Origin of the sequence: Alteromonas sp. a30 (assembly GCF_026788005.1) — a bacterium.
In the GTDB taxonomy this organism is placed as follows: Bacteria; Pseudomonadota; Gammaproteobacteria; order Enterobacterales; family Alteromonadaceae; genus Paraneptunicella.
Genome location: NZ_JABEPE010000015.1, coordinates 52,488 through 78,463, shown reverse-complemented (window position 1 = coordinate 78,463; position 25,976 = coordinate 52,488). Strand labels below are relative to the sequence as shown.

Genomic DNA, 25,976 nt, shown 5'->3' with positions numbered 1-25,976 from the left:
AAATGGTAGGTAAGGGGCCGTTATTTTAGGCCCGGTTCCTACTTTTCGGAGTGGGGGAGTTGTGCGTCTAGGTCATCCCAGTTGGCTTTGGATGTCACAAAATTATGGGAAAGCGGACGCTCTGAAATGTCTGAATCTAAAGAGCCTAATCGTAGTCGCCACTTTCCCGGATATTTGGCATTTTCACTGTAAATTGGTGTGCCACAATTGGCGCAAAAGTGCTTTTTTACCTGTTTCACTTTCATAGGATGTTAACTTGTTGCTGTTATCCGCTAGCGTTAATTCGTCGCTATCACACGTTATTTCCCAAACACGATTAGTCGAATAAAGATGCCGATGCTGGATGTCAGTGTGACGGATAATAAAGAACCAAGTAGGACATATTCGGTTAAGTTGTGGTTCTTCGCAGTGTTCAATTCTCCAAACCTGAAAATAGATTTTGCCGCCAAAATAAAGCCGATAACTGAATACTGTTCAAGTACAACGAAGGTTAAAATTAATGTTCTTTCCAAATAACCAATCATCTCGCCGCCGGCCATGAGGCCCTTGTTTTCACCAGATTCTTGTGGTGTATATTTCTTTAAAATTTGGCTGATTAAAATTGATGATGGCTTAAATATAAAAACGTAGCCAAGTAATAGCATGAGGTGCTTAGGCGTTAATGCTAAATCAATTAGCTTGTTTATGCTGTTATCGATGTTGGCGGCATGTAGCGTAACTAACGCTAAAATAACAATGTGAAGCGCTTGGTCGATGATGAAATAACGCAGCCCTTTTTGGTAGGTTTTCCAAAGGTCAATAAGCCAGTGAGACAAGCTCACAAGTAAGAATAATACAAATGCTGAGCGCCAATCTGAGATAATTAACTGTGCCGCAATGCCAGATAGCACACCGTGCAATAGTGAGTGCAGCAGCATTTTTGGAGAGCGGGCGTGTTTGTTTAGTTTGTCGTTTACCCATGAGGTTGGCTGACAGTAAAAATCAACCAAAAGGTGGATAACTAAAAGTGCGCTAAATAACGTGATAAAACTGTTCACAAGAAAAATGCTTCCACTTTCTTAGAGAATAACGATAAGTATTCCATGATGAGATTCAAATTGGCGGTTTTCATTGAGCGGTTGATGGATACGCGTTTTGCGCCAAGGCTATTGGCTATTTCCGCTTGAGTAAGTGAGTTATCGGCTTTCAAAATAAGGTGTGTAATGGCACATTGGCGCTCTGTCATTTCTGAGATTTGTTGATCGAGGTATTTGGTCAGTAAAGCAAAGCACTCATTAAACGACTCATTAGGTGTTGTGATTTTTAAGGTGTTTGTTGCCATGTCATCCAGAGTTCTACCCGAGAGAGTAAAAGCATCCCCTGTAGAGCGACTGACGGTGTGCCTTAATGAATAATCGTTGCCGATACCAATGCTAATTCGGCAGTCGTAATGTTCGTTTTGTCCTCGTAGCGCGGTGCGGATTAAGAGTGCATATTTGGCTGCATTTTCAGGATCATGTAATAGCACCTGAAAAGCATCGCCACGAGACAATTCAAACTCGTTTTCGGGGTGATAATCGCATACTAAAGTGAGTTGATTGTGCAAGGTATAAAGTAAGTCTTCGTATACCTCATGGGGTAACTCTGTTGAGCGAATTATATCTCCACTTAAAACGGCAATCGCTTTGTTTTTCTGTGTTTCATTTACCATTAGGTATTTTTACTTCTACATTTTGAGTGATTAATACACACTTGTGTAACCTATTTGGGTTACTTTTATAGATTGTAACCTACTTGCGTTACATCCTCAATATGTAACCTATTTGAGTTACACACTGCGTATGTAACTTGTTTACGTTACCTTTGTCATAAGTAACCTATTTACGTTACTTTTATGAGGCGTTTTGCGATAAACTTCCTTGTCATGTTGTAATAAATTTACCTGAAATGACCTAGTTTACTATTGTGAAGAATTGCTGCTTTGTCTAACTGTCAATAGCAGGGCTTTTCCGGTAGAATCCCGCACGCAAAAAATTAAGCTTAAAGACAAATCGTAAAGGTTTTATGTTCGAAATTAACCCAATAACCAATAGTTTAGCCGATATCCGGGAGCGTACCTCGCTGCTTAGGGGGTATCTTTGACTACGATCTGAAAGTTGAAAGACTGGAAGAGGTCAGCCGAGAATTAGAAATGCCGGATGTTTGGAATGAGCCGGAAAAAGCACAAGCGTTAGGCAAAGAAAAAGTGTCTTTAGAAGGCGTGGTAAAAACCATCCAAACATTAGAGCAAGGCACCGAAGACATTGAAGGTTTAGTTGAGCTTGCTGTCGAAGCAGAAGACGAAGACACCTTCAACGAAGCGCAAGAAGAACTAACGGCTTTGACTGAAAAGCTTGAAGAACTTGAGTTTCGGAGAATGTTTTCTGGCCCTCATGATAGCAATGATTGCTACTTGGATATTCAATCTGGTTCCGGTGGTACTGAAGCGCAAGACTGGGCAAACATGCTACTGCGAATGTTCTTGCGTTGGGGAGAAGAACATGACTTCAAAGTGGAACTTATTGAAGTGTCTGATGGCGATGTAGCAGGCATTAAGTCTGCTACAATTCGTTTTGGTGGGGAGTATGCTTACGGCTGGCTTCGCACCGAAACCGGGGTGCACCGGCTTGTCAGAAAGTCACCTTTTGATTCAGGTAACAGACGCCATACCTCCTTTGCATCCGCTTTTGTTTACCCAGAAGTCGATGACGATATTGAAATTGAAATCAATCCGGCGGATTTACGTATTGATACCTACCGCGCCTCGGGGGCGGGTGGTCAACACGTTAACCGGACCGATTCAGCGGTTCGTATCACTCACTTACCAACCAATACCGTGGTGCAATGTCAGAATGAACGTTCGCAGCACAAAAACAAAGACCAAGCAATGAAGCAGTTAAAAGCTAAGCTTTATGAGCTGGAAATGCAAAAACAGTTGGATGAAAAACAAGCGATGGAAGACAGCAAATCCGACATCGGTTGGGGTAGTCAAATCCGCTCTTATGTGTTGGATGACTCTCGAATTAAGGATTTGCGCACGGGAGTGGAAACCCGAAATACGCAAGCCGTTCTTGACGGCGACTTAGACAAATTCATACAAGCCAGTTTGAAATCTGGACTTTAATGCAGGAAACACCATGACCCAGCAAGTAGATGAGAATAAATTAATCGCTGAACGCCGTGCTAAGCTGGAAGATATCCGTAAAGGGTGTAATGCCAACGGACATCCAAACACATTTCGCCGCGAGCACTACAGCGCAGACTTACAAGCCGAATTTGGCGAATTTGATAAGGAGCAGCTAGTAGAAAAAGCCAAACGCGTTAGCGTGGCTGGCCGAATTATGGCTAAACGTGGTCCTTTCCTCGTATTGCAAGACATGAAAGGTCGCATTCAGGCTTATGCATCAAAAGACGTTCAAAAAGATTTAAAAGCACGTTATGGTAATTTAGATATCGGTGACATTATTGGTGTCAGCGGCGATCTTCATAAATCAGGTAAGGGCGACCTTTACGTGGACATGGCTGAATACGAGCTATTGACCAAGTCTTTGCGTCCGCTACCCGAAAAATTCCACGGTTTGGCAGATCAAGAAACCAAATACCGTCAGCGCTACGTTGATTTAATTACCAATCAAGAATCGCGCAATACCTTCTTAATGCGTAGCAAAATAGTGGAAGGTATTCGTTATTATTTATCGAAAAAAGACTTCATGGAAGTGGAAACACCTATGCTACAGGTGATTCCAGGTGGCGCAACGGCTAAGCCTTTCGTGACTCATCACAATGCCATGGACATCGATATGTACCTGCGTATTGCGCCTGAGCTTTACTTAAAACGCTTGGTTGTTGGTGGTTTTGAGCGCGTTTTCGAAATTAACCGTAATTTCCGTAACGAAGGCTTATCAACGCGTCATAACCCTGAATTCACCATGATTGAATGGTATCAGGCGTATGCCGACTACAATGATTTAATGGACCTAACCGAAGACATGCTACGCACATTGGCGTTAGATGTGTTAGGCACAACCACCATTGTTAATACAGTGAAAGACGCAGAAGGCGAGGTGATTGAAAGCATCGAGTATGATTTCAGCAAAGCGTTCACGCGCATGACCATGTCTGAGGCGATTTTGCATCACTATCCAGAAGCGGATGCGAGTGTCATCAACGACCCTGAAAACAACCTAGAAGGCTTAAAAGCGTTAGCAAAAACGCTTCACATTAAAGAGCCTGAAGTGGATGGTATTTGGGGGCCGGGTAAATACTTGTGTGAGATCTTCGAGGCGGTTGCAGAAGAAAACCTCATTCAGCCTACCTTTATTACTGCATACCCGTGGGAAGTGTCGCCGTTGGCGCGTCGTAACAATGAGAATCCTTTCGTTACGGACCGTTTTGAATTCTTTGTGGGTGGACGCGAGTTAGCCAATGGTTTCTCTGAGCTTAACGATGCAGAAGACCAAGCTGCACGCTTCCGTAAGCAAGTTGAAGAAAAAGAAGCTGGCGACGATGAAGCCATGCACTTTGACGAAGACTACATTCGTGCGCTGGAATACGGCATGCCGCCAACCGCAGGCGAGGGCATTGGTATCGACCGTTTAGTGATGTTGTTCTCTGATTCTTCTACCATCAAAGATGTGATTTTATTCCCTCATATGAAGCCAGAAGCAGGCGCTGAAAAGGAATAACCAAAGCGTCAGTCCCGCCCTAGAATAAAATGGCGGAACATTGCAACAATAAAAAGGCCGGATGAGTGACAAACTCTCCGGCCTTTTGCTTATTTACCGATTTTACAATCAGTGGTTTAGGAAACTGTTTGGGAAAGGACTACTGCATTTCTGATTGTTTCGTATTGTCGCTATTCTTACGCACTAAGTGATAGAACACTGGCGTTAATAACAAGCCGAAAACGGTGACGCCAATCATGCCTGAAAACACGGCAATCCCCATGGCTTGACGCATTTCTGCTCCTGCACCCGTAGAAAATGCCATGGGAACAACACCCATAATAAAAGCTAATGACGTCATTAATATTGGTCGTAATCTGAGTCGCGTAGCTTCCATTAAGGCGTACATTAAGCTGTGGCCTTTGTCTTGAATTTCCTTCGCGAATTCTACAATCAAAATGGCGTTTTTCGTGGCCAGTCCCACCAGAACAATAAAACCTATTTGCGTGAAGATATTATTATCGCCACCGGAAATGATCACGCCTGTCATTGCTGACAGCAGTGTCATTGGCACGATAAGAATAATCGCCAACGGCAAACTCAGGCTTTCGTATTGTGCGGCTAACACAAGGAAGACCAGCAACACGACTAAAGGGAATACCAGTAAGGTGGTGTTGCCCGCCAGAATTTGCTGATAGGTTAAGTCTGTCCACTCATAAGCCATACCTAACGGCAGGGTATCTGCTAGCACTTCTTCAATAGCAGCTTGTGCCTCACCAGAGCTGTACCCCGGAGCTGCGGCACCGTTGATTTCAGCGGTGGTAAAGCCGTTGTAGTGCATCACTTTGTCTGGGCCTGCGCTGTGTTTTACCGTGATAAAAGAACCTAATGGGATCATCTCGCCTAACACATTTTTCACTTTTAATTGCGCGATTTGATCAGGCTCTTGGCGGAATTCCTCTTTTGCTTGCAAGTTAACCTGATAGGTTTTGCCAAATTGATTGAAGTCATTCACATACAACGACCCTAAATAAACCTGCATGGTTTGGAATATATCGTTTATTGAGACCCCTTGAGACTTGGCTTTGTCTCTGTCGACTTCCACTTCCAATTGAGGCACATTCACTTGATAACTGGAAAATACACCCGTTAATTCAGGTCGTTGATAAGCTTTTTGAATGACCTTTTGGGTGACATCGTAAAGCGCTTCATAGCCTTGGCTTGAACGGTCTTGAACTTGCAGTTTAAAGCCGCCGATCGTGCCCATTCCTCTAACCGGTGGTGGAGGGAAAATGGCAATAAAGGCATCTTGAATACCAGCAAACTGTTGCCCAAGTTGCCCTGCAATTGCTGGCGCGGACAAATTCGGCGAGGTGCGTTCCTCAAAGCTTTTCAAGGTGACAAAAATAACACCACTGGATGGGCTGTTGGTAAACCCATTGATGTTTAAGCCGGGGAAAGCAACCGCGGATTCTACGCCTGGATGTTCAAGCGCTAATTTCGATATGTTTCGGACCACCTCTTCGGTTCTATCTAATGATGCGCCGTTTGGCAACTGGGCAAAGGAAATCAAGTATTGCTTGTCCTGACTCGGTACATAACCCGTCGGTGTAGACGTAAACTGACCATAAGTTAAGGCTAATAACCCAGCGTAAAGCACAAGAACAATGCCACTACCACGGACAACGCGTTTTACGATTAAGCCGTATTTCGCTTCGCTCCAATTAAAGAAACGGTTAAATGGGTTAAATAGCCAGCCTGAAAACAACTTGCGTAGCGTGACCGATAACCAGTCGTTGTCTTCACCGTGCTTTTTCAACAATAACGCAGAAAGAGCAGGACTTAACGTGAGTGAGTTAAAGGCGGAAATAAAGGTAGAAATAGTAATGGTTAAGGCAAATTGCTTATAGAATTGGCCTGTTAAGCCAGACATAAATGCCGTTGGAATAAACACCGCTGCCAATACTAGAGTCGTGGCAATAATCGGGCCAGTTACTTCTTTCATGGCCTTTTGGGTTGCCGCCATTGGCGCGAGTCCTTCACGAATATTCCGCTCTACGTTTTCGACCACCACAATGGCATCGTCAACCACAATACCAATGGCGAGCACGAGTCCAAATAAGGATAACGCATTTAAAGAAAACCCAAGTAAATGCATGATGGCAAACGTGCCTACTAATGAAACGGGCACGGCTGCTAATGGAATAATAGATGCGCGCCATGTTTGTAGGAATAAAACCACAACAATAACGACCAGTAAAATGGCTTCGAAAAGGGTTTTCACCACCGCTTTAATTGAGCCGCGTACAAATACTGTTGGGTCGTAAACAATGGAATAGTCCAATCCTTGTGGGAAGTATTGGCTGAGTTCTTTCATTTTGGCACGAACATCATCAGAGATTTGAATCGCATTTGAACCGGGGCTTTGGAATACCGGAATGGCAACGGCCTGCTGATTATTTAATAATGAGCGCAAGGTATAAGATTCAGAGCCGAGTTTGATGTCAGCGACTTCTTTTAAGCGCGTAATTTGACCTTGTTCACTCACCTTAATAATGATGTTGCCAAATTCTTCTTCTGAGGTAAGGCGGCCTTTTACGTTGATCAATAATTGGAAATCGTTGTCGCCGGACGGTTGCGCCCCTAAACTACCCGCTGCCGCTTGCTGATTTTGCTCGCGTATAGCGTTAATGATGTCGTTGGTGGATAAATCCAAAGAAGCGATTTTGGCTGGGTCTAGCCACACCCGCATACTGTATTCGCCAGCGCCAAAAATACGCACGTCGCCTATACCTTTAATGCCAGCTAGCTCATCTTTAACAAATAAATTGGCATAGTTCGATAAGTACAACATATCGTACTGATTATTGGGTGAGGTTAAATGCACTACCATGGTCAAATCGGGAGATGATTTTTGGGTAACAATGCCGAGGCGTTGCACTTCTTGAGGCAGCCTTGGAACGGCTCTATCTACCCGGTTTTGTACCAATGTTTGGGCTTTATCAATATCCGTACCGATAGCAAAGGTGATGGTTAACGACATGCGACCATCGGAGGTCGATTGCGACGAAAGATAAAGCATATCTTCGACGCCTTTGATTTCTTGCTCCAAAGGCCCTGCAACCGTTTCTGCTATTACTTTGGGGTTAGCGCCAGGGTAACTGGCATTCACCACTACTGTAGGTGGCGTGACTTCAGGGTATTCTGTAATGGGCAATTGCCAAACAGCGAGTGCCCCAGCAATAAAGATAATAATGGATAATACGCCAGCGAGGATCGGACGATGGACAAAGTGCTTCGAAAAGTCCACAACTAACCTCCTGTTACTGCTGTATGAGTGTCCGATTTCGCTAAAACGGAAGTATCAAGTGTGGCATCAAGCCTCTCTTGCATCGCTTGCAGCGCTTTTAAGTTCTCATTGCTGGTCATCTCAACGAGCTTTGGCGATACTTGCGCGCCGGGGCGTACTTTTTGTAAGCCGTTAACCACAATCTTTTCGCCTGCCTTCAAGCCACTTTTAATAATACGCAAACCTTGCAGTTTTTCGCCTAATTCAACGGGGCGATAATTGACTTGGTTTTGCTCATCAAGTACCAATACGAATTTGTTGTTTAGATCGGTTCCAATGGCGCGATCGTCAATTAAAATACCTTGATAACTTGCACTACCAACTAAGCGGATGCGGGCAAATAAGCCGGGAATAAGCAGGCCGTTTTCATTTTTAAAAATAGCGCGGCTTCGAATAGTGCCAGAGCTTTGATTAATCCGATTATCAACAAAGTCGATAACGCCTTGGTGTGGAAAACCTTCGTCGGTGGCAAGTGCCATAAGTACAGGCTGCTTAGAGCCTCGTGTACTTGGGCGGCTGCCTTGGCGAGCAAGTTGGTTATACTTCAAGAAGGTTTGTTCATCTGCATCGAAATAGGCATGAACTTCGTCGGTAGAGACAACCGTGGTTAACACACTTTGGCCTTCATTAACGTAGTTGCCGCGAGTAATTAAGGCGTTGGATACTCGGCCGCCAATAGGAGAGGTGACACGAGTATAGCTTAACTGTAGTTCAGCAAGTTCTAACTGCGCTTGTACCGAGGCAATTCTTGCTTTGGCTTGTTCTTGGGTGGATAAGCGTTGATCGAGAATCTCATCGGAAATTGCGTTCTTTTTCACAAGGTCGATGGCACGAACGTATTCTTTTTTCGCTAACGTATAAAGGCTTTTGGCATTGATGAGTTCTGCTTCTAAGCGTTTAACCTCTGCTTTGAATGGGCGATTATCGATAAAAAACAGCGGCTCACCGGGCTTCACCATTTCGCCTTCTTTAAAAGCAACAATGTCGATATAGCCCGAAACACGAGGACGAATTTCAACGGTTTGTGGTGCTTGCAAGCGTCCGGTAAATTCATCCCATTCAGTTAATCGCTCGCTGACTACTTTGGCAACGGAAACAACTGGCGCCATAGGTGTTGATTGTTTTTGCTGCGGTTGTTCAGAACACGCAACAAGGCCCATCAAGGAGGCAGTAAACACGACGATGGATAGCGATGGAATTAACTTCATTTAAATAACGGCTCCTAAACCTATACTGAATGACAATTATGAAGTGGAAATTAAAATAAATTAAATTATACTTTCATATGTCTCTCATCATAATTAGTGATGAGTTTCGGAATGGTTAAGTCTTCTTAACGTCTCACCCGTAAATAAGAGAAGTAACATGCGCCCACAAGAACTTAATTTGCTGATGGTTTTTGATGCCATCATGACCGAACGATCGATTACTCGTGCGGCTGAACGACTGTCAATGACGCAGCCAGCGGTGTCGAATGCACTGAGTCGAATGCGAGTGGCATGGAAAGATGAGTTGTTTGTAAAAGATGGTCGTAATATTCGGCCAACAGGTCACGCTCAAAACCTATGGGAGCAAATTAAAGGGCCGCTTGGCGCGCTTTCTGAGGCTGTTGATAACAAAGCTTTTGACCCAAGTACATCGCAGCGTACCTTTCGTTTAGCGGTTGCCGATATGGTTGTTACGATGGCGTGGGCGCCACTTCGAAAAGTGATTGAAACAGAAGCTCCCGGGGTCAATATTCATGCGATTCCTTACACATTACAAAGTTATGAACGGTTACTGGAAAACGCTGAAGTGGATATGACGATTGGGCTTTACGATTCTGCGTCGGAAGTGCTAAGGGGGGATTTTCTATTCTCAAGCAATTATGTGTGTGTGATGCGCAATGATCATCCTCTTGCACATGCTGATGTTTCTACTGAAGAGTTTGCTGCCGCAGAGCATTTGTTGGTGACACTCTCTGGTGAAGTGACCGGATATACTGACCAAGTGTTGTCGCAACACGGGCTAACACGGCGAATTGCGATGACGATGAACCATTTTGCTAATGTCGAGGAAATCATTTCACAAAGCAATTTGATTGCTGTTGTGCCAGCTGGTGCAGTATGCGATGCCATTATTAACGGGCGCTTATCTGCGATAAAAATGCCTGTAGAATTACCGACGAAACAAATTTCAATGGTGTGGCATAAGCGTCAGGAAAAAGACGGTGGTTTGTGTTGGTTAAGAAAACACGTCAAACGCATTATGGCGGAAGTCAACGAGTATCAAACGCAGCAAGTATTTCGTTGTCTTTGCAAAAGCCAAGGCTTGGGTTGCGCACAGGTGCCCGAACGTCATGCTAGCTGATTATCCTACATTAAAAAGTATACTGGGTTTCAATACGAAGGCGTTTGCCAGTTTCCTCTTCGTCAGAAATCGTTTCTGTATCGGAATAACGCATACCTAGCCACCAATATGCACCTATTTTGTGGCGCAAACGAAAATCCCAGCCTTCCATATTGGCGGTGGTAAAACGTGATACGGCATTTTGGGCAAACTCCCGAATGACGCCAAAACGCTCAACACGAAAGACTCTAAATTGTAGCAAAGTATCGTTTTCGTACTTGAGTTGTCCGTGGCGTAACTCAACCGCGAAACTGGTATCTTCGCCGTCAAAATTGCCGGTTATACTCTTACCTACATCGGCACCTAGTTGCCAAGGGCCATAGTTAGCGGACATCGACACCCTAACAAATTCATTGTCATATTGGGTGTCTTTGGTCGCAAAACGGGCGTTTGTGTCGCCGTTGTAATTCACCCACCAAGGCATAAATGTAAGCTGCCATTGCTTCCATCTTGTTGTGCTTTGCCACTGTGCAACCGTTAAATTACCAACGGTAGCTCCTTCACCATCAAGCGGCTTAAACTGTGAGACGTGAAGTGTATTGTTGTCCGATATTTGCCAATCCACGGAAGCGCCGATTGGGTTGAGATCTCGATCCCAAAAAATATCGGTAATTTGTTTACTGGCCCAAGGTTGCTTACCAAGTTTAACGGTAAGCTGTGAAAAAGAACCGGTAAGGAACGCTCTATCAATGTAAACATCATCGTCAGGATTGGGTTGATCATTAAAACGATGAGCGGTAATTGCTGGCACATTCTGACGATTTCTTAGTCCTGTACTTAGCCTTACTTGCGATTGCCAACGTGTACTCCAGTGAGACTGAATGCCTACATGAGCAATGACTCTCATTCGTTCTCTATCACGCAAGTTATTGTGTTCTGTGTCGTTTTCGTAACGTAGTAGTACATCAGCAAAGCTTTCGTGTCTTAGTGTTTCACTGTGAATACCGTTGCAGAACAATGCGAACACCAAAAGTCCAGTGACTTTTATTTGTTGTTTCATTTTCATAGCGCTTCCTAGTGCTTCTAATTGCAAATGTTAAGCCCTATTGCTTATGAAAAAATTACCCTAAAAGTCGGTAAATGCTTTAAGGGGAAATTCCGATTCTCACTATCGCTTTATTGTAAAGCAGGAGGTAAGTGTTTAGACATTACGCTATGAAATGTGCGGTGCGACTCACTAATGTGGTTGATGTAAAGCGTTTGGTACTGCGATTACAATGTCTTAAGGTTTGTTTTTAGTAAAGACTTTAAAAATGGTAATTATTTTACTACACTAAATGCTCATTTGGTTTTTAAAGTTACCTAACTGGCAGTGTGTGAGTTTTCTTTAACAGAAGCGCACAACTACGGGCGAATCTTGTTAGCTGCCTTTCATTCAACTGGAAAGATAAGGTTTATTAATGTTCACGATATCTGTAGAAGCTGTCGTATTTTTGTTTGGGCTGGTGATCTCTATTCCTGCAATTAAGAATTTTAGTAAAGACACCTATCTTTATGTTTCTGAAAAGTATTTTAAGAAAAAGTCAGTTTTTAACTTTGAATATGAGGATGCGGATGGGCAGCGAGTGAAATACAAAGTGAAAGAAGGTGAGGAGCTACAAGACTTCCTTTGTTGTCCTCGTACACATTTGATTGAAAAGCGGATTTTAGATGAAAACGGGAAGGTGGATGCCCAAAAATGTAAAAAGTAACGTCCTTGAAACGTCCATTTTCACAAGGTCCTCTCAGCCTTATTGGCATTTCGGTTACGCTTGAGCAAATTTTAAGGCGGATTCTCAGTGAAGAGTCGTTGATTTTCCCCGCTACTCAACTCATTTCCATGTTGCTTGCCTTTGGTCTCGTCTCTTTATTTGATTACTTTAAAGGCAAGTTGTTGGAGTTCAAGCACCAAAAACTCCTTTCTCAAATGAACCAACAAATCGATACTAAAGCAGAGGACTTAAAGCGCGCGGAATCAATAGGTGATGTCGAGCACAGCAATGAAATTCGTGGACAAATCAAAATGATGACCCGAGAACGTGACAACTACGTCAACAATCGCTTAGGGATTGAAAAAGGGTATTTGTTAAAAGAGCACGAACTGTATTACCAAAATACGGCACAAGAAAGTGAAGCTACACCTGCAACTGAGACCGTCACTTCAGAGCCTCAAAAGGCAGAAGACAAGTCTTCTGTGTAAGCTATAATGCAGTGTTCATGGCAGAACCTCATTGAAGCTTTCAGGAGAATGATGTGAAGGTTAAAAATCTCAAAGGGAAAACAGAGTTCTTTTTATTACTTTTGGGTGTTGTTTATTTCTACTTAAGTGGACTGCAATTAAGTTTTTTCATCTTTTGGGCTTACTTGGCGCTGTTTAGTGCTGTTATTTGGTCTGGCATTTTAAGTCTGTATCAAAAAACCAAACCTGCCTCATTTTGGGGATTTGTGGTTGGTGCGAATGTATTCATGTTGCCCATCCATATTGAGTGGTTTTTAAATAACAATATGCAAACCAGTAGCTCAACCAGTAGCTCAACCAGTGGCCTTATTTTTGCGGTTATGCCAGCGTGGGCGTATATCTTTGGTGGCGTTGGAATGGTAATTTTTGCTGTTTTTGCAAAGTTTTGGAAGCGCTACAGGGCGAGTTAAATTGTTTATATGATGTTTAATTGAAGCAAAACGCTCTTAATAAAAATTCGCCCGCTAGTGTTACAAAGCTCACACTTGCAGGCCAAAAAATATTGTATTTATTTGTATTAGCTCAGACTTATCTAGCCAGTAGGCTGTTATTCCGCATTGCCACCCGCGTTTTGGGGTTGTTCTTGCGCTAATAGCTCTTGTGCCGCAGAGCTAATTTGCACGGTGCTTTCCCCAGTATTTGGCTGTTGTTGCTCTTCTAGTGCATCGTGACGAGCTTGCGTTTCTGCCACTCGCGCTTGCTGATTACTCGGTGCGTTTTGTTCTATTTGTTGTGAATTAAGTTGCAAACTCGATGCTTGCGAAGCGTTGGCGCCTATTTCCATTTTCAATACCTCAGTTAAACTAAAAATTTAATGTCTCACTTTTACGATATTGCCATGGTAAAAATATTTGGCTGAAATGGCAAGTTTCGTTTTTGAAAAATACTTTTGAGAAAGAGAAAGAGAAAGAGAAAGAGAAAGAGAAAGAGAAAGGCCGCGAAAAGCACATTACTCTAATGCTTAACGACGACATGGCATTAAGGTTTTAACCTTCCTTTTCTTTTGGCGTGAAATATTTATCAATGTTTGCTTTGTATGAGCTGACAATATCTCCAAGGGTATCCTGTTGAGTTAATTCTTGAACAAAGCTATTCAATAATAACGAATTAAACTCTAATCTTTCGTTATGAGGAAAACTAAAGTCCATTGGAGCAAGGAGCTTCTTTAAAAATGAGAACTTTTTCGGTGTATGTTGAAGCTGTACTCGGTATAGCTGCCGTAGATCTTCATTAAGTCTATTAAAAGACAGCGCAAGTTGCTGATCTTTCCCCTTTATACGTTTGTTTAATATTGATAGGGCTCTTAAAAGTTGAGCATTTTCTACGGATAAAGATGTGTTCGATTTTGACGTTATATTAAATAAATTCAAAGAGGCTGATATGCCTAGTCGATGACTAATTTCTGTGTTGGCTACACTTGGTTGTTCTACTAGTTTTTCAAAAGGGTAAACAATAACTTTTTCTTCCCCGTATGCCTCTTGCCAGTGTTGTAGAAGTGTCTTTAAATTTAACACGGATCGTAAATACTCTTTTTGCTTCCTTATGAAACTGGCATAACCAAAATTTGCTCCTTCTTGAATCATTTGTAAGTAGACTGAGCGAAGCCATTTTTCGGGTGAGCGTACAACAAGAAAAATATATGCGTCAGGCTCCATTTCCTTACAAATGTTGGCAAATAGATATTGTCCGTAATCATATTCTTGCTCGGTTACTTGATATCCCCAAGGTAACCCACACAGCCCTTCAGATGAATATAAGCTTATCTCTCCAGAATGCGTCATTCTTGGCCAGAGTTCTAAAAGCTGATTTGGGTCCGAGCCTGAAACAATGGCTTTTCGCGTCTCTGTAACAAGAGAATAGAGTGAATCAGAAGCATAGTTGATGTCTTGCCTCAAGCTCCACTGTGATTGAAGGGAGGTACTTGCATTTTTAGGAAGGCCAATATGTATTATTTTCATGCACAGATTTTATTTGCTTGCAGAAGAGCTACCGTTACTGGGTAGCTCTAACTTATGGAATTTAGTCTTTTCTGAAGGTGAATCGAGCGGAGAGGATATTACCGCCTTCTTCAGCAGGGTCTGAAACATACCATCTAAAAGTATGTTGACCGGCTGGCCACCATTCTTCCACGCTAAAGGGCTGGGCACTTAATGTATATGATGTGCCGGGGGCGACATTAATTGAGCTTGTTGGATGCACAACAATATCTTGTCCGTCTTCTAAGGTAACGATACCCCAAGTTTGAAATGTGCTGGTTGTATTGGTGTCATCGTTATTAAACGACAAATCATAATTTATATTGCCACCTGTGCTGGGGACACTCGGAGCTTCTACACTGGGTGATAGTGTGATGTTGAAGGCCGAAGAATAGGAGTCATTCGCAATAGACCTGACAGCCTCATCGCTTAATGCTTCGTTGAATAATATGACATCATCCAAGAAGCCTCTAAAGTTTTCGTGGTTTCTACCATTGGCATTTGCACCAATAATGACCGGGCGATTAATAACTGCAAGTGTTCCGGGGTTGGTTACAGATTCGTGGATGAAATTTCCATCAATATACATTTTCGAAGAACCGTTGTTTAAAACCACTGCAACATGGTGCCAGTTTCCGATGCGTATAACGTTGCGGCTGGATGATGAGGTTCTTCCATCGCTCCAGTTGGATTGGGCAAACAGGAATGTTCCGTTGTTTTCTCTGCCCATGCGAACATCAAAGCTTTCAGTGGTGATACCGTTATTAATAATTCCCATGTAGTCGGTATTTACAGTACGATTCATCCAGAATGAGATAGTCAATTCACTTCCGAAGTTGTAGTTTCTTAGTTGAGGAATTTCAACTACATCTCCTGAAAAAGACAGGGCACCACCAAACACTCCATGTCTATCTCTAGCGCTGGATACTGAGCCATAAACCACAGAACCGTTGTAACTATTTGGTCCTATATCTATCAAGTTCCCGTCCATAGGGAAATTAACAATTTCTCCAGCAAATAACTGAAAAGATGATGCTGCTACTATTGGTGTTAATACTGCCTTTATAAATGAATTCTTCATTATACCTTCCATAATCGGGTACTGCATTAAGAGTGCAAAAATTGCCTTGTAAGGGTATATGTAAAACCAAATTTGTAAAGGTAGATTAATTAAAAAATGCGTTTAATTACATAATGTTACATCAATAGTTTACGCTTCTCTTGGGCGATGCTCTCAACACGCTCATCTAATTCTTTAAATAAATTAAGCGCAAAGCATATTTCTGAAACTAAGAATAAGGGACCAATTGCTAATTGTGCTATGTCGTCAACAAATGCGGGTTTTGCTTTTTCATAGTGATGACCTAAAAACTGAATGGCCCAGCCGATTAAAAATACGCTAATGGCGATGCCATACAAGTATGGATGATCTTGAAAACTATTTGCGTGATAAAAAAGCGGGCTTAATAAGCAAATAGCAACCAGCCCTAAGCTGGGTTTTAGCATAATGTAGTAAAGGTATGTACAAGCTACAACTAGCCCTAAAAGGCTAACCTCCACGCCCCAAATTGGCAATTGGAAGCTACTCAAGAATAAGGCTAATGACCATAGTATCAGCGGGACACCAACAAAATGTGTGGCGACATTCTTCTTATTTAAATGCACACTTTTGTACTGACTAAGTTGTTCAGTGATTGATTTCATAATGCGTTTCTTTTGCCTCACTACTTTAGACTGATATTTACGATAACATTGTTATTTATTGTTAGGAAGTCATTCTTTAAAGAGTCGGGGGAGGGGGTAACTTAGGCGTCGGTGGATAGGGCGCAAATAACAAATTCCACAAAGCTTGCTTTTATAGGTGCAAGGTCGGCGTTTTCTTGTAGTGTCAGCCACCGGATAAGGATTCGGTTTACAGAGCCAATAATCATATCTAATGCATGAACCATATTTAGCTTTGGCGTAATTTCCCCTTGTGATTGCAGTTCGAGGAGCTTTTCTTGTAAAAAAGTGATGAGGGCTTGCTGCATAAAATATTGAGGTGACATCCAATACGCTTGTGGAATATTGAGAAAAACGATTCTAGCAATCGCTGGGTTTTGTTGGTAATAGTCAAACCAAATGTCAGAAAAGGTTTGAATATTAGTACGCAAATCTTGTGGTTCTTTAAGCGCTTCTATGACGGTATTGGTCAGACGATCCATATCTTCTTTCACGCAAAAATACAGTAAGTTTTCCTTGGTTCCACAATATTTATAAATGGTATTTGGGCTTACTTTTGCCAGCCTACAAATTTCACGTAGTCCGACTTCGTGAAACTGACCCTTGGAGAAGCAATCGATGATGGTGTCTTTTAGCTTTTTTAACACTTCAGGTTTAATTAGGCGGTTATCGGGAAGAGGTGTAGTGGTCATTTAATGCTCTTTCTTTTTTGCTTGGGCGACAAGATACAGGTAACTTCGCTGCCTGCAAAGAGCGACTTTCGTTCTATTCATCTCTGCAACGCAAAACGCACTGTGAATTGCTTCAGAGTGCGTTTTTATTGAGTTAAGAAAAGGTTGTTAATAGGTTAACTAATACTCTAGTGCACCCAATGATGTCTTTCTTGCTTTGCCTGAATTTCAGCTTTGGTGTCTGACGGCATAAACTGTTTATTGTTATCTTCAAAGAAGAACTTGTTGCGTTTGTGCTCGCCACCAACCTCATTCATGGTTGCGGATTCGTAAACGCGACCGTTTAACACGGTGTACTGTACAAATTCACTCTTACGAATATCGGAAAGCACATCACCATCAATGATTACCATATCAGCGAGTTTGCCGCTTTCAATGCTTCCAATGTCTTTGTCCATGCCTAAGTGTTTTGCACCATCAATGGTTGCGCCACGAATAGCTTGCCACGGTGTGAAGCCGCCTTGATTCATGATCCACATTTCCCAATGTGCCGCTAAACCTTCACGTTGACCGTGTGCGCCAATGTGCACACCAACACCATTTTCACGTAGTTCTTTGGCGTATTTTGCAACACGTTGATGGTTGTATTGTTCATCTGGTGCAGTAGGACGACGAATTGAACGTTCATCTAACAAGAAGGAAGGTGTGTAGCGCAACAAGCGTGGGTTTTTCCATACTTCTGTGCGGTCGTACCAATATTCCTCACCCATCATGCCACCGTAAGAGACAACGAAGGTTGGTGTGTAACCAAATTCAGTTGAGGACCAGAGCTTGGTTAAGTCGTTGTAGCCTTTTGCCACAGGCAAGGAGTGCTCCAGACCTGTATGACCATCAACCAACATCGTTAGGTTTTGGTGGAACTTACCGCCGCCTTCAGGTACTACCATCATGTTTAGTTCACGAGCTGCTGCTAAAATTTGCTGACGTTGTGAGCGCGCAGGTTGGTTGTAACTTTTGACTGAAATAGCGCCCATGTCCTTCAAGCGTTGCATGTGGTACAAAGCGTCGTCGTAGTCTTTAACAATCGCTTTGTGCGTTAGCAATTCTGCACCATACAAAATCGTACCTGTTGAGTAGATGCGAGGCGCTACAATTTTTCCTGCGCGTTGTAACTCAGAGGCAGAGAAAATTTCAGTGGAGTTATTCGACGGATCGTGAATGGTGGTAACACCAAAGGATACATTTGAGTACATCATCCAGTTTTGTTGTGGAATGATTTCACGACGACCTTGTGCGCCATGGGCGTGCGCGTCAATTAAGCCGGGAATAACGGTTTTGCCTTTAATATCGATAACCTGTGTGCCTTTTGGCAAGTCGACATCTTTGCCAACTACAACAATGCGGTTGTCTTTAATTAGTACCGTGCCACCTTCAATGACTTCTTCCACTTGGTCGGCATTACGCATAGTGACGATGTTTCCGCCAACCAATGCTTTGTAACCAGTTGGTTTGTCGGCACGTTGTTTGAAGGAAAGGTTAACCCCTTCTTTGTCGATTTCTGGCAAGGCTTCAGGTGCACCTTCTACAAACGTAAACGCATCTTTTAGGTCGCGCTCAAAGTAGCGTGGACCATGGAACCAGCTAACCGTTTTGCTATCGGGAGACCACACAAGGTTCTGCCCAGCACGACTAGAAAGTTTTTTCACCGGCATTGACTTCATCATTGCACTGATGTTTTGCTTTTTACCTGTATCGGCAAACGGCGCTACATAAACGTTGTATTGCTCGACGAAGGCAACCCACTTTTTATCGTGAGATAAACGGTACTCTTGTACTTTATCCGCGCCATAAAGGTGCTCTTGCTTGTTTTCCCCGTTTAGGTCAACACTCACAAGTTGCTGCTCAGGATAAGGCGTGCCACCTACACGAGTGGTGAAATAAACGCGGTTGTTATCGCCTGCAAAGTGCGGTGCTGATCCAGACTTGCTGACACGAGTGGTTTCTTTGGTTTTTACGTCAAGTACATAAATTCCCGGATTTACAGACCATTTCGATGGCAACAAGTAACCGCCCGTGAATTTTTGGTACGTGACTTTTTTACCATCGGTCGAGAACGATGGCTCAATGTAGTGGCCGGGTTCTGTGGTGAGTGTTTTACCTTTGCCACCACGCGCAGAAACCATCTTAATCGAACCTAAATCTTGGTCATTCCACGTGCTATAAACAATGTATTTGCCATCGTTTGAGTAACGCGGATAGAACTCATCATGATCGTCTTGCTTGGTTAAACGGCGCGTTTCACCGGATTTAATATCTTGGATGTAAAGCTTACCCAGTGCTTGGAAAAGCATGGATTTACCATCTGGCGACTTTTGCGTCCAACGAAGCATTTTTACATCGAATTCGTCAGGTGCAACTTCGACAGGGAAGCGCACTGCATCGGCGTATTTAAGTTGTGCATCAACTTCAACATTGAGTGTTTCAATGTCCTTATCTTTTACATCAATTTTGTTGAACTTACCGCCTGTCCAATACACAATTTCTTTTGAATCGGGTGTCCAGTCGAAGTAGGGGAAATAACCTTCAGAGCCAAAACCTTCTTGGTTGTCGTGTTCCAAATTCAACGTAAGTGCGGTTTCTTCACCTGTCTTAATGTCTTTAATGAATAATGCAGTCTTTTCTTTTACGCGACGAATGAACGCAATTGACTTGCCATCCGGTGAAGGCGTTGGGACCACCGCGCCGCCTGTGCCAGAAATGTAACGTTCTTCTTCACCTTCCTGCATATCATAGCGAGTAATGGCGAAGATGGATTTCAGCGGATCGCGGTTATAGGAGAAGGTGTGTCCACCTGAAATATCCTGAGTGAAGTATATGTAGCGTCCATCGTGCGAGAAGCTAGGATCGGCAATGTTTTTCTGATCTTTCTTACCGTTTACTCGCTTTTTAATGGCAACACCTGAGCCACCGGCTTTATGGAAAAGCCATACTTCGCCCGCAGGAATGCTGCGGCGAGACATAATGCCTTTGGTAGCAACAATGTATTCACCATCTGGACTCCATTTTGGCGAATGCATAATGTTGGTTTTTTCTTTACTGATTTGTTCAAGAACATTGCCTTCTAAGTCCATTGTCCAGATATTAGAAATACCGCCTCGGTCTGAAGAAAATGCAATGGTTTTGCCGTCTGGGCTTACTTTAGGTTGAATATTCCAAGCAAAATCTTGCGTTAATGCTTTTGCTTTGCCACCGTCGATGTCGACGATATAAATGTCACCCAGCATGTCAAAAACAATGTGTTTTCCATCCGGTGTAACATCCAAACTCGACCAAGTGGTTTCGTTAGTTTTGATATTTACGCTACTTAATTCCATAGGAGGGTTAAGTACGTCCCATTCCTTCTTGTCCGTGTCTTCTTTTGCGCTCATGCTTGAGGCTTGTGCAGTCACACTCAAGCCAAGCAAACAAAGGCAAATGGCCTTTTTCGCGCTAGGTATACGTTGCAGATAATTGTTCATTGATGTTCTCTGTTTATAGTGTTTTCGTTGCTACAGTGACAACGGGCTATAGAGCCCATTCAACACTGAGTAAATTTTGATTCAGAGTCTGTTCGATTATATTGCAAATTTGTAAAAATAAGGGAGGAGAGTCGAATTAATTCGTGGGGAAAATGTATAGATTTGTTGCAAATTTGCGGTGCATTTTCATCGTTTGGAAAAGCACCGCAAAAAATCGATATTTGGTCGATTATTTAGTGACTACAACTGTCGTCATTATGTACGTGACCGTGTGAAACTTCTTCGTCTGTGGCTTCGCGCACAGAGACAATTTCCACATCAAACGTTAACGGATGACCAGCAAGCGGATGGTTTCCATCAACGACAACATGGTCGTCGTTTACATCAATAATAATAACCGTTTGATCACCGTCGTCGGTGGATGCTCTAAACTGCATTCCAACCTGTGGTTCCATGCCTTCGAACATGTTTTTAGGTACAGCTTGAACTAAACCATCATGACGCTCACCATAAGCTTCTGAAGCAGGCACTTCAATGTGCATTTTTTCACCTGCTTCTTTGCCTTCAAGCGAGCTTTCTAAACCGCTAATTAACTGGCTATAACCATAGATAAATTGAAGTGGTTCGGCCTCCGCTGTGCTGTCGATTTCAACACCTTCGTTGCTAGAGACGGTATAATGGATGGCGACGACGGTGTCTTTTGCGATTTTCATGATAGTTTCCCGTTTTCGTATGTGTGCATGTAAGTGTAACTCATGCAGCTTGAGTTTTTTGGACTAATTTAGGCACTAGTCCAAGACGTAGGGCAGTTTTTGCAATGTAAAAACTGCCTCTGGATGATTCTGTAATCTAATATTTGAATCAGCTTCTAAATCGTTAGGCGTTACAGCAAACGCCCATGTTTTCCCGTGAGCTGATGCGCCATAAAGGCATGTGCCAATGCGTCGCCAGTTTTCACCAAGCTGTAGCTCAAAGGTATCACCTGATTCAATATTTACTTCTGACTCACTCAACAAAATAGCCCCCGCGCGTTTGTTTTTACCAAGATACTTGGTGCGAGCAACCACTTCTTGCCCCATATAGCAGCCTTTATTGAAGCTGATGGCATTAAGGGCTTGCAGGTTCATCATCTGAGGCACGTATTCTTCACTTTGTGCTTGTGCCAGTTTTGGGATACCCGCTTGAATATCCATGATGTCCCATTCATTTTCGGACATTATTGCCTGTTTTTGTAGTTCTGTGATTTCAGGTGCATCGTTTTCTAACAAGAATAGCCAACGAGATTCCGGTACATCAAAGCGAGTGACAGCACTATTATTGCAAATAGTGCTTTGTAAATGTGTTGACGGAAGCGGGGTAACTGATTCGGGTAATTCATCGCCGCTAACGCCAATAAGCTGATACTGATCGCTGACGTCATCAATAACGACTTTAGAAAACACCGCGTATTTTTTTAACTCTCGTAAGCTATTTTCTACGCAGCCAGAGTCGGTAATAAGAAGGTATTTTTCAGGGAACGCAATCACGTGGAATATTGCCAGCGTTTTGCCTTTCGCGTTGCATTGACACGCGAATTGACTGGTGCCAATTTCTAATTCATCAAGGTTAGCGGTTAATTGACTTTGCAGAAACTTTTGGCTGTCTTCGCCGGATATTTGAATAATAGATTTTTGGGTAATTGGGCAATGCATGAGTGTTCCTGATCTCGGATTTCGACGTATTGACATTGGTAACTGCTAGATATGGGGCTATAATCGCGACTCTCAACGGGTATTCCCTAAAATGCTGTTTAATAGTACAAATTTTGATAAGCGAAACCTTACATGTTGGATAAAAAAAGAATTGCCCGAATGCGTTGGGCCTGCCGCCGCGGAATGTTAGAACTGGATGTGTTGCTAGAGCCGTTTTTTGAAGAAGCCTTTGATGCGTTAAGCGATGATGACAAAATTCTGTTTGAACGCTTATTAACCAGTGACGACCCCGACTTATACGCTTGGTTTATGGGACATGCCAAGTGTGAAGATGAAGAATTAGCAAGGATGGTTAATGTTATTATCTCGCGCGTTAAAGTATAACGTTCGTATCAAACCTCGATTATATCGATTCACTTTTGTTAGTTTAATGGAGCTGATTTTCCTCGGCTCCGTTTGGACTTGGCAATTCAATTGGTTTACCGGGCAAGAATGGATTCAACTGCTTCTTACCCTATGCGTATTGTTGCATTGGTTTCAATCTTATCGTCACCAATTACATCATGCTGTTTCTGTGACGTTAAGCGAAGATGGACGTTGGGTGTTTGCGCCTCAAACAAAGCTGGCTTCAAGTGCTATAAAACATGGACACAAACACAGTCATTATTCAGGATTGCCAAGAGGCGAGCCCTTGCGTTTGTCGCGCTATTCAAAGGCAACAAGTTGGTTGTTGTGGATACATATTAAATACAATAAAAAACAACATTGGTTTTGGGTGTTTCGAGATGAGGTTTCAGACCATGATTATCGGCGCTTGTGCTTAGCTATCCGCTATTGTCAGCATCATAATGTCACGTAGCGGATAGGGCGCTAAATAGCGCAATTATGGCTTAAACATTTTTCGACTTTATTTCTTCGGGAGATAAAATCGTTGGGCTAGCGTTTTCCAGTTGCTCTGGATAATCCAGATTATAATGCAAGCCTCGACTTTCTTTGCGCTGCATCGCACTACGCACAATTAATTCAGCAACGGTGAGCAGATTACGCAACTCCAGTAAGTTATTGCTGACTCTAAAGTTCGCGTAATAATCCTGAATTTCTTGTTTTAACAACTCAATTCGGTGCATGGCGCGCTCTAAACGCTTGTTAGTACGCACAATGCCAACGTAATCCCACATAAATAGGCGTAGTTCGTGCCAGTTATGCTGAATAACCACTTCTTCATCTGAATCAGAAACACGGCTTTCATCCCACGGTTGAATGGTTTCTTGTGTGAGTGTTTCGTCTAATCGCGATAAAATACTATTTGCCGCTGAATGTGCAAAAACAACGCACTCAAGCAAGGAGTTGCTCGCCATTCGATTTGCGCCGTGAAGCCCTGTGTAAGCCACTTCGCCGACAGCATAGACATTGTTTAAGTCTGTTTTAGCGTTTAGGTCGGTCATCACGCCACCACAACTATAGTGCGCTGCGGGAACAACCGGTATGGGATCTCGGGTAATATCAATGCCTAGCGTTCGACACTTTTTATAAATATTGGGGAAGTGCTTGATAACGAACTCTGCTGGCTTGTGACTGATGTCTAAATACATGCAATCTGCACCTAACCGTTTCATTTCATAGTCAATAGCTCGAGCAACAATGTCGCGAGGTGCGAGTTCTAAGCGCTCATCAAAACGTTCCATAAAACGTGTGCCGTCAGCATGACGTAGGTATGCTCCTTCGCCGCGCAGTGCTTCCGTAATCAAAAAGTTTTTTGCTTGTGGATGATATAAGCAGGTCGGGTGGAATTGGTTAAATTCCATATTGGCTACACGACAACCCGCTCGCCATGCCATAGCAATACCATCACCACTGGCAATATCGGGGTTTGACGTATATTGATAAACCTTGCTGGCGCCACCTGTGCACAGTGCTGTAAAGCGGCTACGGATCACTTCAACTTGCTCAATTTCACGATTCCAAACGTAGCAACCTAAGCATTGCTTTTTGTCGTTTTTACTTGTGATTAAATCTATCGCATTGAAGCGCTCGAATAAGCGAATATTGGGATGCAACTGCACTGCATCAGAGAGGGTATATTGGACAGCTTTGCCTGTGGCATCGGCGGCATGTAAAATGCGTCGATGGCTATGACCGCCTTCACGCGTTAAATGATACTTGGTTTCACCTTTTGCATTAGTTTCTTCGTCAAAGTCAACGCCAGTATCAATCAACCATTGCATGCTATCTCGGGCGTTTTTCGCGGTAAATTCCACAACCTTGTGTTCACAAATACCCGCACCGGCTTCCATTGTGTCGGCAACATGAGAATCAATGGAGTCCGATTCATCGAATACCGCAGCAATGCCACCTTGAGCATATTTGGTGGAACCTTCTGATATTTTGCTTTTGCTTAAAACAATAACCTGACAATGTTTTGCGAGTTTCAAAGCGAGGCTTAAACCCGCCGCGCCACTGCCAATGACAAGCACATCGCAATTATATTCTGTGGTTTGCTTCATGTTTGGGAAACGTTTCCTTGGGGCGTATCATCATCCACGCCGTTTATATGCCGCCGATTTCGCTTGCTTCCTTTAATGTTAAGGCAACCAACACTTTTCCCCCTCAAGGGTCGCAAGGTAATATGTTATTTTCAGTTATTAACTATTACTGTTTATAGCGTTAGCGCACAAGGCAACGGCACTTTTAACGAACGCGCAATATTACCTTTAGAAATGGCAAAAGAAAAATTTATTACAAAGGGATGCGTTTAATGCACAAAAGCGCGTTTGAAAACCACTGTATACCTGTTCAAAACGATTCGTCACCTGTAGACATCCAAGCATAACTATTTCGCTTCGCGCTGTTTTATTTGCATGAAATCAACTTAAACCGAAAATTAATGCAATTTATTTTTACATTTTTCCGAACTTTCTGAAAAACACGTAGTCTACTAGATTGCTTACTTGAGCCAAACCACCTAAAAATAGAGTTAAGTCGCTGATAAATGTTGTGGTATGTGCCGGGTTAAACGTTGTAATGCGAGGGTTTTTAAATATACACTTCGCGCTACTTCCGATAGCTGTTCATTTTTGGTTTCAGCGACGATTTATTTTTCATCTCTATATCTTTGGGTGTACGAGTAACGAAGGAGTTTTGGCTCGAATGAGCGAGCATTTAACAGATCAACAGATTGTTGAAAAGGTACAAGCTGGAGATAAAGATGCTTTTGGCCTATTAGTGTCCAAGTATCAACATAAAGTCGTCCATATTGTATCGAGGTATGTAAAGCATTCCGGTGATGTCGCAGATGTTACTCAAGAATCCTTTATTAAAGCGTACCGAGCGTTGGCAAACTTTCGTGGGGAAAGTGCTTTTTATACATGGTTGTACCGCATTGCGGTCAATACGGCGAAAAATTATTTGACGTCGCAAAGCCGTAAAGCACCCACAAACGATGTTGACGCAGAAGAAGCAGACTTCTACGATGGAAGCGATTCGTTAAAGGAAAACTCGACACCTGAACGAATTCTACTGTCGGATGAAATAAATAGGCTATTATTTGCAACAGTGGAAAAGTTACCGGAAGATTTACGCATGGCGATTACCCTGCGTGAAATGGAAGGGATGAGCTACGAAGAAATTGCAAGTGTGATGGATTGCCCTGTAGGAACGGTTCGTTCGCGAATATTCCGCGCAAGGGAAGCCATCGACAAAGTAATTGAACCATTGCTGCAAAGGTAGGTTTTGTGTGCTAGATAATAAAAGTAAGAGCCGTA

At 42.9% G+C, this 25,976-nt stretch carries 23 protein-coding genes and 1 pseudogene; 9 read left to right on the top strand and 15 right to left on the bottom strand.

Annotated elements, in window-relative coordinates; genetic code table 11:
* Nucleotides 1-38: 38 nt before the first annotated feature.
* The 3 genes and pseudogenes from HJG39_RS19440 to HJG39_RS14485 form a co-directional block, all read right to left on the bottom strand.
* A pseudogene (locus HJG39_RS19440) lies at nucleotides 39-384 on the bottom strand (GFA family protein).
* Nucleotides 300-1,037 (bottom strand): DUF3307 domain-containing protein, encoded by a 738-nt coding sequence (locus HJG39_RS14490; protein ID WP_268410101.1) that lies wholly within the window; start codon nucleotides 1,035-1,037, stop codon nucleotides 300-302. Before HJG39_RS14490 ends, HJG39_RS19440 begins: the two are co-directional and overlap by 85 nt.
* Nucleotides 1,034-1,690: a hypothetical protein gene (locus tag HJG39_RS14485; RefSeq protein ID WP_268410100.1), complete on the bottom strand. Its 657-nt coding sequence runs from the start codon at nucleotides 1,688-1,690 to the stop codon at nucleotides 1,034-1,036. The genes HJG39_RS14490 and HJG39_RS14485 overlap by 4 nt, the downstream gene beginning before the upstream one ends.
* 353 nt (nucleotides 1,691-2,043) lie before the next feature.
* Here HJG39_RS14485 and prfB point away from each other — a divergent pair.
* Together prfB and lysS are read left to right on the top strand one after the other, a co-directional pair.
* Nucleotides 2,044-3,142, top strand: a protein-coding gene (gene prfB, locus HJG39_RS14480; RefSeq protein ID WP_268410098.1) for a peptide chain release factor 2 whose coding sequence is annotated in 2 segments (ribosomal slippage) — nucleotides 2,044-2,118 and nucleotides 2,120-3,142 — 1,098 coding nt in all. Because the reading frame shifts where the segments join, the coding sequence is not laid out codon by codon here.
* A gap of 13 nt (nucleotides 3,143-3,155) precedes the next feature.
* Nucleotides 3,156-4,703 carry a lysine--tRNA ligase gene (gene lysS / locus HJG39_RS14475; protein ID WP_268410097.1) on the top strand — a complete coding sequence of 516 codons (1,548 nt, stop codon included), beginning with the start codon at nucleotides 3,156-3,158 and terminating at the stop codon, nucleotides 4,701-4,703.
* A gap of 139 nt (nucleotides 4,704-4,842) precedes the next feature.
* Here lysS and HJG39_RS14470 read toward each other — a convergent pair whose 3' ends face one another.
* Nucleotides 4,843-7,992, bottom strand: coding sequence for an efflux RND transporter permease subunit (locus HJG39_RS14470; protein ID WP_268410096.1), 3,150 nt, complete (start codon nucleotides 7,990-7,992; stop codon nucleotides 4,843-4,845).
* A gap of 2 nt (nucleotides 7,993-7,994) precedes the next feature.
* Nucleotides 7,995-9,239: an efflux RND transporter periplasmic adaptor subunit gene (locus tag HJG39_RS14465; RefSeq protein WP_268410095.1), complete on the bottom strand. Its 1,245-nt coding sequence runs from the start codon at nucleotides 9,237-9,239 to the stop codon at nucleotides 7,995-7,997.
* Nucleotides 9,240-9,396: 157 nt separating this feature from the next.
* Here HJG39_RS14465 and HJG39_RS14460 point away from each other — a divergent pair, with 157 nt between their 5' ends.
* Nucleotides 9,397-10,380: a LysR family transcriptional regulator gene (locus HJG39_RS14460; protein WP_268410094.1), complete on the top strand. Its 984-nt coding sequence runs from the start codon at nucleotides 9,397-9,399 to the stop codon at nucleotides 10,378-10,380.
* Between the two features lie 10 nt (nucleotides 10,381-10,390).
* Here HJG39_RS14460 and HJG39_RS14455 read toward each other — a convergent pair whose 3' ends face one another.
* Complete coding sequence (locus HJG39_RS14455) at nucleotides 10,391-11,425, bottom strand: putative porin (RefSeq protein ID WP_268410093.1); 1,035 nt, start codon at nucleotides 11,423-11,425, stop codon at nucleotides 10,391-10,393.
* A gap of 394 nt (nucleotides 11,426-11,819) precedes the next feature.
* Between HJG39_RS14455 and HJG39_RS14450 the strand changes: the two genes are divergently transcribed.
* From HJG39_RS14450 to HJG39_RS14440, 3 genes are read left to right on the top strand one after another with little or no spacing between them, the layout of a single operon-like run.
* A complete protein-coding gene (locus HJG39_RS14450) occupies nucleotides 11,820-12,110 on the top strand; it encodes a hypothetical protein (RefSeq protein WP_268410092.1) in 291 nt (96 codons plus the stop codon).
* 5 nt (nucleotides 12,111-12,115) lie between these two features.
* Nucleotides 12,116-12,598: a hypothetical protein gene (locus HJG39_RS14445; protein WP_268410091.1), complete on the top strand. Its 483-nt coding sequence runs from the start codon at nucleotides 12,116-12,118 to the stop codon at nucleotides 12,596-12,598.
* A 53-nt stretch (nucleotides 12,599-12,651) separates the two neighbouring features.
* Entirely contained in the window at nucleotides 12,652-13,047 is a 396-nt protein-coding gene (locus HJG39_RS14440; RefSeq protein WP_268410090.1) for a hypothetical protein, read from the top strand.
* Between the two features lie 137 nt (nucleotides 13,048-13,184).
* Here the strand turns inward: HJG39_RS14440 and HJG39_RS14435 are convergent, their stop codons facing one another.
* The 8 genes from HJG39_RS14435 to ygfZ form a co-directional block, all read right to left on the bottom strand.
* Nucleotides 13,185-13,421: a hypothetical protein gene (locus HJG39_RS14435; RefSeq protein ID WP_268410089.1), complete on the bottom strand. Its 237-nt coding sequence runs from the start codon at nucleotides 13,419-13,421 to the stop codon at nucleotides 13,185-13,187.
* A gap of 202 nt (nucleotides 13,422-13,623) precedes the next feature.
* The gene (locus tag HJG39_RS14430) at nucleotides 13,624-14,595 is read right to left on the bottom strand and encodes a sulfotransferase (protein WP_268410088.1); all 972 of its coding nucleotides are present in this window, start codon (nucleotides 14,593-14,595) and stop codon (nucleotides 13,624-13,626) included.
* A 61-nt stretch (nucleotides 14,596-14,656) separates the two neighbouring features.
* The gene (locus HJG39_RS14425; RefSeq protein ID WP_268410087.1) at nucleotides 14,657-15,592 is read right to left on the bottom strand and encodes a LamG domain-containing protein; all 936 of its coding nucleotides are present in this window, start codon (nucleotides 15,590-15,592) and stop codon (nucleotides 14,657-14,659) included.
* Between the two features lie 218 nt (nucleotides 15,593-15,810).
* The gene (locus HJG39_RS14420) at nucleotides 15,811-16,317 is read right to left on the bottom strand and encodes an Mpo1 family 2-hydroxy fatty acid dioxygenase (protein WP_268410086.1); all 507 of its coding nucleotides are present in this window, start codon (nucleotides 16,315-16,317) and stop codon (nucleotides 15,811-15,813) included.
* A gap of 101 nt (nucleotides 16,318-16,418) precedes the next feature.
* On the bottom strand, nucleotides 16,419-17,027 hold the full coding sequence (locus HJG39_RS14415; protein WP_268410085.1) for a TetR/AcrR family transcriptional regulator: 609 nt from the start codon (nucleotides 17,025-17,027) through the stop codon (nucleotides 16,419-16,421).
* 167 nt (nucleotides 17,028-17,194) lie between these two features.
* Nucleotides 17,195-20,524, bottom strand: coding sequence for an amidohydrolase family protein (locus tag HJG39_RS14410; protein ID WP_268410084.1), 3,330 nt, complete (start codon nucleotides 20,522-20,524; stop codon nucleotides 17,195-17,197).
* A gap of 233 nt (nucleotides 20,525-20,757) precedes the next feature.
* Nucleotides 20,758-21,237, bottom strand: a complete 480-nt coding sequence (slyD, locus tag HJG39_RS14405; RefSeq protein WP_268410083.1) for a peptidylprolyl isomerase — start codon at nucleotides 21,235-21,237, stop codon at nucleotides 20,758-20,760.
* A 75-nt stretch (nucleotides 21,238-21,312) separates the two neighbouring features.
* Entirely contained in the window at nucleotides 21,313-22,251 is a 939-nt protein-coding gene (gene ygfZ / locus HJG39_RS14400) for a tRNA-modifying protein YgfZ (protein WP_268410082.1), read from the bottom strand.
* Between the two features lie 96 nt (nucleotides 22,252-22,347).
* On the opposite strand from ygfZ, the gene HJG39_RS14395 reads away from it, so the two are divergent.
* Together HJG39_RS14395 and HJG39_RS14390 are read left to right on the top strand one after the other, a co-directional pair.
* Nucleotides 22,348-22,599 carry an FAD assembly factor SdhE gene (locus HJG39_RS14395; RefSeq protein ID WP_268410081.1) on the top strand — a complete coding sequence of 84 codons (252 nt, stop codon included), beginning with the start codon at nucleotides 22,348-22,350 and terminating at the stop codon, nucleotides 22,597-22,599.
* Entirely contained in the window at nucleotides 22,571-23,074 is a 504-nt protein-coding gene (locus tag HJG39_RS14390) for a protein YgfX (RefSeq protein WP_268410080.1), read from the top strand. Before HJG39_RS14395 ends, HJG39_RS14390 begins: the two co-directional genes overlap by 29 nt.
* A gap of 31 nt (nucleotides 23,075-23,105) precedes the next feature.
* Here the strand turns inward: HJG39_RS14390 and nadB are convergent, their stop codons facing one another.
* Nucleotides 23,106-24,719, bottom strand: a complete 1,614-nt coding sequence (nadB, locus tag HJG39_RS14385; RefSeq protein WP_268410078.1) for an L-aspartate oxidase — start codon at nucleotides 24,717-24,719, stop codon at nucleotides 23,106-23,108.
* A gap of 643 nt (nucleotides 24,720-25,362) precedes the next feature.
* Here nadB and rpoE point away from each other — a divergent pair.
* A complete protein-coding gene (gene rpoE, locus HJG39_RS14380) occupies nucleotides 25,363-25,941 on the top strand; it encodes an RNA polymerase sigma factor RpoE (protein WP_268410076.1) in 579 nt (192 codons plus the stop codon).
* Nucleotides 25,942-25,976: the final 35 nt, after the last annotated feature.